Source organism: Georgenia sp. Z1344 (assembly GCF_049856295.1).
Taxonomy (GTDB): domain Bacteria; phylum Actinomycetota; class Actinomycetes; order Actinomycetales; family Actinomycetaceae; genus JB111.
The window spans coordinates 150,109-162,873 of record NZ_JBNDMZ010000005.1; the positions used below are offsets into that span (position 1 = coordinate 150,109).

General features: G+C 75.5%; 11 protein-coding genes. All 11 read right to left on the minus strand.

What is annotated here, in order from left to right:
* Positions 1-58 precede the first annotated feature (58 nt).
* Entirely contained in the window at positions 59-1,252 is a 1,194-nt protein-coding gene (locus ACPYO6_RS07000) for a glycoside hydrolase family 88 protein (protein WP_425714135.1), read from the minus strand.
* Complete coding sequence (locus tag ACPYO6_RS07005) at positions 1,249-3,351, minus strand: hypothetical protein (RefSeq protein WP_425714136.1); 2,103 nt, start codon at positions 3,349-3,351, stop codon at positions 1,249-1,251. Before ACPYO6_RS07005 ends, ACPYO6_RS07000 begins: the two co-directional genes overlap by 4 nt.
* The gene (locus tag ACPYO6_RS07010) at positions 3,348-4,850 is read right to left on the minus strand and encodes an MFS transporter (RefSeq protein WP_425714137.1); all 1,503 of its coding nucleotides are present in this window, start codon (positions 4,848-4,850) and stop codon (positions 3,348-3,350) included. The genes ACPYO6_RS07005 and ACPYO6_RS07010 overlap by 4 nt, the downstream gene beginning before the upstream one ends.
* Positions 4,843-6,399 (minus strand): ribosome biogenesis GTPase Der, encoded by a 1,557-nt coding sequence (der, locus tag ACPYO6_RS07015; RefSeq protein ID WP_425714138.1) that lies wholly within the window; start codon positions 6,397-6,399, stop codon positions 4,843-4,845. The genes ACPYO6_RS07010 and der overlap by 8 nt, the downstream gene beginning before the upstream one ends.
* Entirely contained in the window at positions 6,396-7,103 is a 708-nt protein-coding gene (locus ACPYO6_RS07020; RefSeq protein ID WP_425714139.1) for a lysophospholipid acyltransferase family protein, read from the minus strand. The genes der and ACPYO6_RS07020 overlap by 4 nt, the downstream gene beginning before the upstream one ends.
* Entirely contained in the window at positions 7,100-7,876 is a 777-nt protein-coding gene (gene cmk, locus ACPYO6_RS07025) for a (d)CMP kinase (RefSeq protein ID WP_425714140.1), read from the minus strand. The genes ACPYO6_RS07020 and cmk overlap by 4 nt, the downstream gene beginning before the upstream one ends.
* Entirely contained in the window at positions 7,873-9,033 is a 1,161-nt protein-coding gene (locus ACPYO6_RS07030; protein WP_425714141.1) for a prephenate dehydrogenase, read from the minus strand. Before ACPYO6_RS07030 ends, cmk begins: the two co-directional genes overlap by 4 nt.
* 77 nt (positions 9,034-9,110) lie before the next feature.
* A complete protein-coding gene (locus ACPYO6_RS07035; protein WP_425714142.1) occupies positions 9,111-9,797 on the minus strand; it encodes an FMN-dependent NADH-azoreductase in 687 nt (228 codons plus the stop codon).
* 41 nt (positions 9,798-9,838) lie between these two features.
* Positions 9,839-10,681: a TspO/MBR family protein gene (locus tag ACPYO6_RS07040; RefSeq protein ID WP_425714143.1), complete on the minus strand. Its 843-nt coding sequence runs from the start codon at positions 10,679-10,681 to the stop codon at positions 9,839-9,841.
* On the minus strand, positions 10,656-11,144 hold the full coding sequence (locus ACPYO6_RS07045; RefSeq protein WP_425714144.1) for a pyrimidine dimer DNA glycosylase/endonuclease V: 489 nt from the start codon (positions 11,142-11,144) through the stop codon (positions 10,656-10,658). Before ACPYO6_RS07045 ends, ACPYO6_RS07040 begins: the two co-directional genes overlap by 26 nt.
* A complete protein-coding gene (locus ACPYO6_RS07050) occupies positions 11,145-12,764 on the minus strand; it encodes an SDR family oxidoreductase (protein WP_425714145.1) in 1,620 nt (539 codons plus the stop codon).
* Position 12,765 lies beyond the last annotated feature (1 nt).

A 12,765-nucleotide genomic window follows, 5' to 3' on the forward strand; every position in this document is an offset into this window, starting at 1 on the left:
GCCCGGCACGGCTCAGCCGGGGCCGGCACCACCGCACCACCGCACCACCGCGCCACGCTCAACCGAGCCGCTCGTCCTCGAGCGCGGCCAGCGCGAGGGCGGCGAGCCCCCACGGATGATCCCGCCCCGGCCGGACGGCGAGGTAGCCCGCGCGCGGCAGGACCGGCAGCGGGATCGTCGGCCCCGAGATCTCCGGGAGCGACCAGCGGCCACGGGTGCGGTCGACGGCGCCGACCACCGCGGCCAGCGCGCGGCGCGCAGGTCTGAGGTACTGGGGCCCGAGGAGACCGAGCCGGACCGCGCGCAGCCAGCCACCGGCGACCAGTGCCGTCGCGGACAGCTCGCGGTACCCGCCGGGGGCGGCGAGCAGGGTGGGCCACGTGCCGTCGGGGCGCATTCGTGCGATCAGGGCGGCGCTCGTGCTCGCCAGGACCTCGCGCAGCCGGCAGAGACCGACGTCGGTCGCCGGTCCTCCGACACGCGACACGGCTCCGTCGGCACCCTTTGAAGGTGCTCCCGCACCATGGTGGGCGAGGGGCCGCTCCCCCGCGAGGGGCGGCTCCCCCGCGAGGGGCCGCTCCACGAGCAGCGGCTCGGCGATGAGCGGCAGCGCGGCCACCACCCAGGCGTTGCCGCGCGCCCACGGGACCCGTGGGTAGCGACGTCCGCGCGCGCCACCGAACGTTCCCGGCGCCCACCACGCGTGCGACCACAACCCGGTGGCCGGGTCCTGGAGGAGGTCGGCGAAGGCACCGGGCATCGCGGCTGCCATCGAGGTCAGGCGCGCGTCGGAGCGCGCCGCCCCCTCGCGCGCCGCGAGCACGCCGACCATCATCAGCGAGTCGACCCACACGGACCGCGGGTAGTACCGCGCGTACCCGGACGAGCCGAGGTGGTTCGCCGCTCCCCCGCCGTCGGGTCCGCCGACGACCTCCTCGGCGAGTGCGAACGCCAGAGCCCGGTCGGTCGCCTCGGCGTAGCGCGCCTCTCCGGTGCGGCGGGCGAGCTCGGCGGTGACGAGCGCCGGCGCGATCGTGTCGGCGCTGACCGGACGCACGCCACGGGCGAGGTGGTGGTCGGCGAAGCGGGCGAGCCAGGCACCGTAGCCGCGGTCCCCGGCGGCGGCCTCGACCTCGGCGAGCGCGTGCCCGAGGAGGGCCGGCCCCCACATCCACGGCCGCACCGGGCGCCCGGCGTCTCGCGCGACGACGTCGTCGAGCAGGTCGACCGTGCGGGCCAGCGCGTGCCTCACCGCGTCGCCCCGACCCGACCGCGCTCGGTGAGCTCGAGCATGTGCCCGCCGTGGTGGACCGTGATGCGTTCGGGGAACCGCTCGACCTCGGTGTCGCCGAACGCGAGCCTCGGGTGCGGGCGGCTGAGCGGGACGCCGTCGCGCTCGAGGGCGCCGCGCCAGTGCAGCCGCCACTCGCCGGCGGGGATCCGGCCGGTGTGCCTGTCCGCCTCGGTTGCTCGCGCCCCCTCGTCCCCCTCGAGTCGCAGGACGAGCGTGCTCCCCCCGTCCCGGGTCTCGAGGCTCGCCTCCCGCACCCGGTCCCGGAATGCCTCGAACCCCTCCTCCGCGTCGGCCACGACCACGGCCCAACCGGTGAGCAGGCCGGCCTGGACGAGCTCGTCGCCGTCGCCGACCCGGAGCGGACGCAGGGAGCGGACACCGACGAGGCCGTCGCCGGAGCGGGCCACGAGCCAGTCGTCGCCCCGCTCCGCGCGCTCGAACCGCTCGGTCGGCCACAGCAGGTGCGACCACCGGTGGCGCTCCCGCTCGAGGTAACCGTGGCGACCACCGAGCCGGTGGAGGGCGAGCAGGACCTGCCCGTCCTGCGCCACCTCGGGGTTGCGGCCGTTCCCGGTCCAGGCCGAGGGCGAGAAGTTGCGGGCGACGTCGTCGAACATCGCCCTGCCCGGGTGGGTGGCCAGGACCGCGACACCGCCGGGCAGCGTGGCCTGCCACAGGTGCTGCTGGTCGCCGTACGCGCCCGCGTGGTGATGCTGCGCGGAGGACAGGGCCAGGCCCCCGCGGCGCCAGGTCGTCACGTCGGCCCGGCGGATCGACACGCCGCGGGTGGCGGGGTCGACGCCGCGCACGAGCGCCGGCAGCGATCGGCGCGGAAGCCGCCGGAAACCGCCGAGCGGGGCGAGGAACCGGTTGTTCCACAGCTGCCAGCGCTCCATCAGCTCCATGGTCGTCACCACCGACTCGGGGTCGGTGAAGGACTCCATCGACCACAGCAGCAGGCCGGTGCGCTCGAGGTCGCGCGGGTCATCGACGTAGCCGGCGACCTCCTCGACCTCGAGGCCGAAGCTCGCCCTGACGAGCAGCGGGGCGGTCTCGGCGACGATCGCCCGCGCCACCTCGGGCGCGCGGTAGGACGACACGCGCACGAGCCCGCCGAGCCGGTCCGCCGCGGCGGAACGGCCGTCCTCCGCCGCAGGGCCGGTTCCGGGGCCACGTCCGGGCACCGCCGGGCCGAGCAGCTCCGCCAGCACCGGCGCGACCTGCTGGGTCTCCGGCTCGAGCTTCTGCTCCCCGTAGGCCCGGCCCGCGCTCCCGACCAGCAGCCCTCCGGCCGAGTGCAGCGCGAGGTCGAGCACGAGGAGGTCGAGGACGCCGCGGGCGCGCTCCCGCAGGTCGTCGTCGGCCGCGACGTCGACGAGGACGGCGAGCGCGGCCGCGTCCTCCTCGTAGTACGTGGGTGAGAGCCACTCGACGAAGCCGATGCGGAACCGGTCCGCGAGCCACGTCCGCAGCCGTCCCGCGGCCCGCCCGGCGTGCTCCGCGCCCGTGAGGCCCGAGGCCGTGAACTCGGCGTCCGGGTACGCGAGGCCGGCGGCGTGCTCCGCGACCGCCGCCACGACCTGGTGGTTCTCCGACCACAGGCACATCGAGTCGTCCCCGGGCACGTCGAGGGAGTACCGGAAGCCGGTGAGGCTCTCACGTATCCGCTCGCGGACCGCGATCGGGAGCCGCCAGGGCGCGGAGTCGACGTTCGGGCCGGTCCCCGGGCCCGAGTCGCCGGCGCGCGTCCTCGCGCCCGCGCCGTGCTCCACGTCCGGCACCGGGGCTGCGTCGTCGTCGTGCGTCCCGCCCCGGGCGTTCGCGAGGTCGGCGTGCACGACCCGCGCGAGCGTGAGGGCACGGAAGTCGGCGCAGTCGATCCGCAGGTCGACGAAGCGGGCGCGATCGAGCAGGGGGGAGACGTCGACGGGTCGTCCGGCCACGAGGTCCGGCAGGGCGGCGAACCCGGCGGGACCCATCTTCTCCCCCATGCCGGGGTCGTAGGACGGATGGATCTGCTCGCCGCGCGCGAACCGGATGAGTCGCCGCGGGCTCATGACGCCTCCACCCCACCCGCGCGCCGGGACGCGAGCTCGTCCGCGGTGGCGAGCGCGCGCTCGCGGGAGATCGAGTAGTCCCGCGCCACCTGCCGGCCCGCGAGCAGCATGCCCGCCACGCCGATCCCGAGCACGAGCCGGATCCCCCACTGCGTGGCGTCGGACTGCTCGACCACCTCGTTGTCCGCGGGCGCGACGTAGCCGGTGAGCTCGAGGACGAGGCCGATGACCTGGACGACGACCGCCGTCGCGAGGCCGCGGACGAACGTCATCATCCCGCTGAACGACCCGGCGTCCCGGCGCCCCGTGGCGAGGTCGGCGTCGTCGACCACGTCGCCGAACATCACCCACGGCATGAGCTGGGCCCCCGCCATGCCCGTGGCGAGCAGGAGCGCGACGGCGTAGACGCCCCAGGCCGGCCACGACGCCGGGTACAGGGCCACCCCGAGGGCGGCGACGACCCCGAGCGGCAGGAGGGTGCGGTAGACGGTCACCTTGGACACCCGGCCCACGAGGGCCGTGACGATCGGGTAGGCGACGACGTTGACGGCGATGAAGATCCCGAGGACCACCTGGGTGCTCACGCCGGTGACGACGTAGAGCGTGTAGTACAGGAGCGTCGTCGTGATGATGTCGAGGGCCAGGGAGTGGCTGAGGTACATCCCCAGCAGCCGACGGAACGTCCGCAGCCGCAGCGGGGCGGTGAAGGTGCGCAGGGACACGGACTGGACGCTCGTCGGCAGCGGGGTGCGCTCGCGGGACACGAGGGCCGAGACCAGCACGCACGCGGTGAGCACGGCGCCGACGCCGAGCACGATGCCCAGGTAGAGGCCGGTGGCGGACAGGTCGCCCGAACGGTAGGCCTCGAACAGGGCGGTCGCGAGCAGCGAGCAGACGGCGGACGAGACGGTCGAGAGCAGCAGCCGCAGGGTGTTGGCCCGGTTGCGGACGTCGTAGTCCGTGGCGATCTCGGTCGACAGGGACGAGTACGGGACCGCCATGACGGTCTGCACCGTGGCGTACAGGACGTAGGACGCGACCGCCCAGACGAACATCGGCAGCTGCCCGGTGGCCGGCACCTGCGGCAGCCACAGCAGCGCCATCGCGGGGACGAGCAGGATCGCTCCCACCACCATGAACGGCCGGCGCCGGCCCCACCGAGTGCGCGTGCGGTCGGACAGGGCGCCCATGAGCGGGTCGTTGACCGCGTCCCACACCTTGGCCACGAGCACCACCGACCCGGCGAGGCCCGGCCTGAGGCCGACCACGTCGGTGAGGAAGATGAGGTAGAGGACCGAGATGAGCGAGCTCGCCCCGCCCATGAAGACGTCCCCGACGGCGAATCCCAGGCGCTCGCCCCGGCCGGGCTGATCGCTCCCGGACGCACCGCCGGCCGCCGGCCGGTCGGTCTGCCCCGCCGGCCGGTCGGTCTGCCCCGCGCGTCGCGCGACGGCTCCGTCGTCCGGACCGGGTGGGGCGACGCGCGCGGGATCAGGCACGGCGCCGCTCGCGGACCCGGACCGAGATCTCGATGGGGGTGCCGACGAACCCGAACTCCGAGCGCAGGCGGTTCTCGATGAAGCGCCGGTAGCCCGCCTCGATGAAGCCCGAGGCGAACAGGACGAACCGCGGCGGCCGGGTGGAGACCTGGGTGGCGAAGAGGACGCGCGGCTGCTTCCCGCCGCGCACAGGGTGCGGGTGGGCGGCCGCGAGCTCGCCGATGAAGGCGTTGAGGCGCCCGGTCGGGATGCGGGTCGACCACGAGTCGAGCGACGCCTCCAGCGCGCGGGCGAGGCGGTTCGTGTGCCAGCCGGTCATCGCCGCGAGGTTGATCCGCGGCGCCCAGGTGACCTGGACGAGGTCCCGCTCGATCTCCCGCTCGAGCATGTGGCGCCGCTCGTCGTCGACGAGGTCCCACTTGTTCATGACGATGACGAGCGCGCGACCGGCGTCGACGACCTGCTGGACCACGCGGAGGTCCTGCTCGGCGAGCGGCTCGGACGCGTCCATGAGCACGACCCCGACCTCGGCGCGCTCGATCGCCGCCTGGGTCCGGATCGAGGCGTAGTAGTCGGCCCCGCTGGTCTGGTGCACGCGCCGCCGGATGCCGGCGGTGTCGACGAACCACCAGGGCACGTCGCCGAGGTGGACGATCTCGTCGACCGGGTCGCGCGTGGTGCCCGCGACGTCGCTGACGACGACCCGCTCCGTGCCGGCGAGCGAGTTGAGCAGGGACGACTTGCCGACGTTGGGGCGTCCGACGAGGGCGACGCGACGCGGGCCACCCGGCGGGATCGGGGCCGCCACGGCCGAGACCTCGGGCAGCACCGCCATCGCCGCGTCGAGCGCGTCGCCGCTGCCCCGGCCGTGCATCGCCGAGACCGGGTGGGGCTCGCCGAGGCCGAGCGACCACAGCATGGCGGCGTCGGGCTCCTGGTAGGCGGAGTCGATCTTGTTGGCCACGAGGACGACCGGCTTGCCCGAGCGGCGCAGGAGCTGGACGACGCGCTCGTCGGTGTCGGTCGGCCCCACGGTGGCGTCGACGACGAGGAGGACGGCGTCGGCCAGGTCGATGGCCGTCTCCGCGGCCTGCGCGACCTGTGCGTCGAGGCCGCGGGCGTCGATCTCCCAGCCGCCGGTGTCGACGAGCGTGAAGCGTCGCCCGCTCCACTCGGCGGGGTAGCTCACCCGGTCCCGCGTGACGCCGGGGGTGTCCTGGACGACCGCCTCCCGGCGGCCGAGGATCCGGTTGACGAGGGTCGACTTGCCCACGTTGGGACGACCGACGACGGCGAGGACCGGCAGCCCGGACTCGATCTCCTCGTCCGGCTCGAGCTCGCCCTGACCGCCGAGCACCGCAAGGTCCTCGTCGCCCAGGTCGTACTGGCGCAGGCCCGCGAGGAGCGCCTCGGCCCGGCGTGACTCCTCGGCGTCGTCGGACTCGGGCACCTCGGGGCGCTCCGGCGGGACGTCGGAGTCCCAGTCGCCGACGACGTAGCCGGGCTCGGTGGGCTCGGTCGGACCGTCGGGTCCGGGTGTCTCGGTCATCGGGGGTCCTCGTCGTCGGGTAGCGGGATGCCGGTGCGCGCCACGGAGTCGGCGACGTGCGCCGCGAGCGCGCGGCCGATCTGGTCCATCGCCGCGGTGATCGCGGTGCGGCCCGAGGCGCCGGCGGGCACCTCGATGGTCAGCGGCTCACCGATGACGACGGTCAGCCTCGCACGCGGCGGCGAGACGTACGAGCGCGGCGTGCCGGGGGGTCGGGTGCCGAGGATCGCCACGGGGACGACCGGCGCGCCCGACTGCACGGCGAGCCAGGCGACCCCGGCGTGGACCTGGCTCGCGTCGCCGCGGCCGCGCGAGCCCTCGGGGAAGATCCCGACGACCCGCCCCTCGGCGAGGAACTGCTTGGCGATCTGCAGCGCGTTGCGGCCGGCCTTGCGGTCCACGGGGATCTGGCCGGCGAGGGTCATGAGGAAGCCGAGGGGGCTGTCCCAGAACTCCTGCTTGATGATCATGTGCGAGCCGCGCGGGAGCGCGCCGTGCAGGAGCGGACCGTCGACGATGCCGGTGTGGTTGGACGCGACGATGACCTGGCCGGACGCCGGGATGTTCTCCGCGCCGATGATCCGGGTCCGCCACCAGCCGTGGGCCAGCACCTGGCCGACCCGCCGGGACCAGACCGGGCCCCAGCGGAAGATGTCGTCGGCGGAGGTGCGCCGGCCGCGGGAGCGGGGGTCCTTCTCGGTCATCGGGTTCCCTTCGTCGAGGACACCAGCGTGAGGACGGCGGCGATCACCTCGGGCAGGTCGAGGTCGGACGTGTCGAGGGTGGTCACCCCGTCCGCGGCGGTGAGGAAGCTCGTGGTCGCGGAGTCCGCGGCATCGCGGCCGAGGACCTCCGCGCGGGTCGCGTCGACGGCGGCGGCGTCGCTCGAGCCGCGCACCTCGCGTGCCCGGCGGGCGAGCCGCGCCTCCTCGCTGGCGGTGAGCAGGAGTCGGACATCGGCGTCGGTGGCCAGGACGGTCGTCACGTCGCGGCCCTCGGCCACCACCCCGCGGCCGCCCGAGACGGAGTCCTGCCCGGTCGTCGTCTCGTCGACGACGATCGAGCGCTGGCGCCGCAGAAGGTCCGCACGCACGGCGAGGTTCGAGGCCACGGCGGCGACCCGGCGCGTGAGCTGCGGGGTGCGGATCGCCTCGGACACGTCCTCGGCGTCGAGCAGTGTGCGCGGCCGGTCGGGGTCGAGGACCATCGTCAGCGGCATGGTGGCGACGCGCGCCGTGACGGCCGCGGGGTCCGGGTCGACGAGGTCGACGTCGCCGGACAGGCACCAGTGGGTGGCCGCCCGGTACATGGCGCCGGTGTCGAGGTAGGCGAGACCGAGCTCGCCCGCGACCCGGCGGGCGACGGTCGACTTGCCCGAGCCGGCGGGTCCGTCGATGGCGACGAGCAGCCCGTCCCCGCGTCCGGGCAGGTCGGGCCAGCGGCTCGCGGGCTCTCCCGGTGTGTCCTGCGTGGTCATGAGGCGACGACCCTCCAGCCTCTCGTGTCGAGCTCGGTCTCCAGCTCAGCGGCGGCGGACGGCACCACCGACAGTCGGACGAGGCCCACGCTCTGGCCCGCCGAGTGCTCGATGGTGAGGTCCTCGATGCTCACGCCCGCGTCCCCCACCTCGGTGAACAGGCGCCCGAGCTGGCCGGGCGCGTCCGGGACGAGCACGGTGACCTCCGCGTAGCGGCGTGGCGCTCCCCCGTGCTTGCCCGGGATGCGGGCGGCGCCCTCGTTGCCGACCCGGATCGCGTCGGCGAGCGGGCGCACCGCCCCCGGGGCGAGCGGGTCGGCGACGCCCGCGTCGAGCGCGGCGACCACGTCGTCGAGCGTGTCACGGATCGCGCGCAGCTCGGGCGCGAGCGCGGCCGCGTTGCCGGTGAGGATGGCGCTCCACAGCCGAGGGTCGGCGGCGGCGATGCGCGTGGTGTCGCGCAGGCCCTGGCCCGCGAGGCCGAGCGCAGCCTCGTCGGCGTGGGTGAGCCGCCCGGCGACCAGCGAGGACAGGACCTGGGGCAGGTGGGAGACGACGGCGACGGCGCGGTCGTGCTCGTCCGCCGCCATGTCGACGACGAACGACCCGACGTCCTGGGCGAGCGTGCGCACCACCCGCACCGCGTCCGCCGAGGAGCGGCCGGTGGGGACGACGACCCACGGGCGACCGGCGAACAGGTCGGCGTCGGCGCCGGTCGCGCCCGAGCGCTCCCGGCCGGCCATCGGGTGCGAGCCGACGTAGCGCTCCGCGTCGGCGCCCGCCGAGGCGAGGATCTCCTGGGCGACGACGTCCTTGACGGACGCCACGTCCGTGACGACCGCGCCCGGGTGGTCGGCGAGCTCGCGCAGGGCGACCTCCGCCGCGACGTCGGGCGGGGTGGCGACGACGACGAGCGCTGGGGAACCCTGACCGGATACGTCACCGTCGCCCGTGGCGGACGCACGAACCGCCTCGTCGATGTCGCCCGCTCCGAGGTCGCGCGCGAGGGCCAGTGAGATCGGGGACGTGTCGGCGAGCCGGACGTCGACCCCGCGTGCCCGCAGGGCGAGGCCGAGGCTCGCGCCGAGCAGGCCGGTCCCGACGATCCGGACCGGTCCGGCGGTCGCCGAGGCGGGTCGGGGAAGGTCGGCGGTCACCGGGGAAGGCTAGCCCAGGCGGCGCGCCGTCCCGTGGTCACGCGCCGTCCCGAGGTCGGATGCCGTGCCCCACCGCGTCAGGAGGTGCCGTCGCCCCGGGCGGCCGCCCCCTCGGCGGCCACCGCCTCGCGCGCGAGCCGCTCCCCCAGCTCCGCCGCCGTCGCCAGGGCGGCGGCCCGCTCGGACTCGGCGCGCTCCTTGAGCGGTGCCATCGCCGGCACGAGGTCGGCGAGCGTGGCGTCCGCGCCGATGTAGGTGAGCTCCATGCCCATGGCTCCGCCGAGCACCGCGTCGAGGACCGGGCGGGCGTGGTCGGCGGGACCGGCGTCGTCGTCGTACGTCGCTCCGCGGGCGGAGACGACGATCGCGGGGCGGCCGGCGAGCGGCTGCGTGTCGAGCTCGAGGAACGGAGCCGTCATGCCGAGGACGTGCACGTGGTCGAGCCACGCCTTGAGGGTCGAGGGCAGGGTGTAGTTGTACAGCGGAGCGCCGACGAGCAGGACGTCGGCCCCGATCAGCTCGCCGACGAGCTCGAGCTGGAACTCCTCGACCCGGTGGCTGATCGTCGCCCCCGTCGGGCGCAGCGGCGGCGCGCAGTGCAGGTCGGCGTGCGGGAGGTGCGGAACCGAGTCGTTGTGCAGGTTGCGCCACGTGACGCTCGTCCCGGCGACGGACGACCAGGCGTCGGCGAACGCCCCGGTGATCGCGCGGGAGACGGAGCCGTCGGGGCGGGCGGAGGAGTCCAGTCGCAGGAGGTGAGCCATGCCACCGCAGGCTACCGGCGCGGCGGGCGGGTGTCCCTGTGTCACCGCCGAGGCGTGGCCCCGGACCGACGGACGCGGGCCACCACCGTGACGAGGGCGACCACCGCCGCGGCGGCGAGGGCGGCGGTCGCGGCCGGGACGGACTCGAGGTCACCGGTGAGCCGGGCGACGCCGACCCATGCCAGGCCCCAGCAGATCGCCACGCCCGGCGCGAGGCGTCCGCGGTCCCACAGGGCGAGGGCGCAGCCGACGAGGCCGACGAGGGCGAGCACACCGACCGACCACACGTCGGGGGTGCGCACGGACTCACGCAGGCCGGCCTCCGCGAGCACGGCCGCGACGTTCGCGACGGTGGCCACGACGATCCAGCCGAGGTAGAGGCCCATGGTGCCGTCCGTGACGATCGCGTCCACGGCTCCCGTGGGTGCCCGGCGCCCGAGGATCGCGGCGACGATCAGCAGGGTCCCGAGCAGGAGCGCCATGACGACGACGCTCACGGCGAGCCACCCGGCCTGGACGACGAGCAGCCACGCGGCGTTGAGCAGCATCGACCCGGCCACGAGGTAGCCGACGCGGCGGTGCCGCTCCGCGCTCGCCTGCCCGGGGAACCACTGCCACACGGCGTAGGCGACCAGCCCGAGGTAGATCACCGACCAGATCGAGAAGGCCGGGGAGGCGGGGGCCACGTGGGTGGCGTCCGCGGCGAACGCCCCACCGGCGGCCTCGGCCATCGGGTCGCCGCCGAGAGCGCCGGAGCCGACCATGGCGCCGAGGATCGCGAGCGGCGCGCTGACGGAGACGACGACCTGCCGGAGCCGGTCGGCCCTCGTCGGCGCCGGGGCCGTCCGGGCCGCGGGGTCAGGTGCCGGTGCGCTGTGCGACATGCGATGTCCTCTCGTGCCGGGTGGCCCCCCGTTCCCAGGCCGCCACGGGCCCGGGGACCTCGGTGAACGACGGGTGCGGGTCGGGACGGCTGACGTCGGCGAGCTGCCGACGCACGTCGGGGCTGCGGAGCTCGAGCTTGGCGAGCAGGTGGGCCCACTCGTGGGCGAGCTGCCCGCGCGTGACGGTCATGGTGCTCACGGTCGCTCGAGCGTCCGCCTGCGCGACGATCTTCGACCGGTCGAACCGATAGCCGCGGGCGTCCGCCTCGTCGGCGATCCCGTCGAGGTACCGGCCGAGGGACGCGAGCGGGTCGGCCTCGGCGCGGAAGCGGTCGACCTGGGGGTGGTTCGCGTAGCCGCCCGCGCCCCTGACCAGGACCGACTGGGCGAGCAGCGCCTCGCGCCACGCCGCGGTCAGTCCCTGGCGGTCGAGGTACTGAGGGTGGAGGGACCAGAGACGCACCTACGCACCCGCCCGTCCGCGGACGGCCGCGGTGGTGCCGGCACCCTCGCTCGCCGCCGCGTCGGAGTCTCGTTCCGCTCCGGCGCCGCCGTCCGCTCCCCCGGCGCGGCGCGGGTCCTCCTCGGCCGCCTCCGCGGCCGCGGTGATCCGCTCCGTCATCCCGCCGAAGATCACGGCGTGGAACGGGACGAGCACGAGCCAGTACAGGCGGCCGGAGAGTCCACGCGGGTGGTAGATCGCCCGCTGCCGGTAGACCGAGCCGGTCCCGTCGGGCTCGACGCCCAGCTCGAGCCACGCCCTGCCGGGCATCCTCATCTCCGCCCGGAGCCGGAGCAGGCGCTCCGGCTCGAGCGCCTCGACCCGCCAGAAGTCGAGCGCGTCGCCCACGTGCAGTCGCGCGGCGTCGCGCCGGCCGCGGCGCAGCCCCGCGCCGCCCGCGAGCTTGTCGATCGCGCCCCGCACGGCCCAGGCGAGCGGGAAGGAGTACCAGCCGTTCTCGCCACCGATCCCCTCGATGAAGGGCCACAGCGTCCGGGGTGAGGCGGTCGTCGTCCGCGTGCGGTCGTCGGTGAGCACGCGCTCGCCGGCCCAGTCCGGGTCCGACGGCAGCGGGTCGCTCGGCGCGCCGGCGGGGGTCGCGCCGCGCCAGCTCGTCGGCACGTCCCGGTCGGTGGTCCGGGCGAGAGCGAGCCGGACCGCCGTGCGGTACGGGAGCAGCCCCCCGTCCGGCGGGGGCACGACCGCGTCGATGTCCCGCTCCGTGACGACGCACGAGTGGCGCAGCGAGCCCACGACGGGCACCGCCAGGTCCCGCGGGATCGGCGTGACGAGGTTGATCCACTGCGAGGCCAGCCAGGGCGTGAGCACCGGCAGGGCGATGATCGTCCGCCGCGGCAGCCCGTGCTCGCGCGCGAACCCGTTGAGCATGTCGGCGTACGTCAGCGCGTCCGGTCCCCCGATGTCGAACGCGCGGTCGATGTCGCCCGGCACCGACGCGAGCTCGACCAGGTAGTGCAGCACGTCCCGGACGGCGATCGGCTGCACCGAGTTGCGCACCCACCTGGGCGCGGGCATGAGCGGCAGCACGTCGGCGAGGTGCCGCACCATCTCGAACGAGGCCGACCCGGACCCGATGATCGTCCCCGCCTGGAGGACGACGGACGGCACGGAGCTCGCCAGGAACACCTCCCCGACCGCCACGCGTGAGCGCAGGTGCGGCGAGAGGGGTTCGTCCCTGGGGTGCAGCCCGCCGAGATAGACGATGCGGCGTACCCCGGCGGCCTCGGCGGCCCGCGCGAACCTCCGTGCGGCGCGCAGCTCGTCCCCCTGGAAGTCGCCGCGGGCGGACATGCCGTGCACGAGGTAGTAGGCGACCTCCACGCCGTCCATCGCCTCGTCCGGGGGCGGCCCGTGCAGCAGGTCGCCCTGCCGGACGTCGATGTCCGCGGCCCACGGGACGTCGCGCAGCTTGTCCGGCGTGCGGACGAGGGCCCGGACGCGGTGGCCCGCCTCGAGCAGCTCGGGGACGAGGCGCCCGCCGACGTAGCCGGTGGCGCCGGTGACGAGGACCGTGCGCGGTCGGTCGGCCCTGCGCACGGTGCGGCGGGTGGTCGGGTCCATC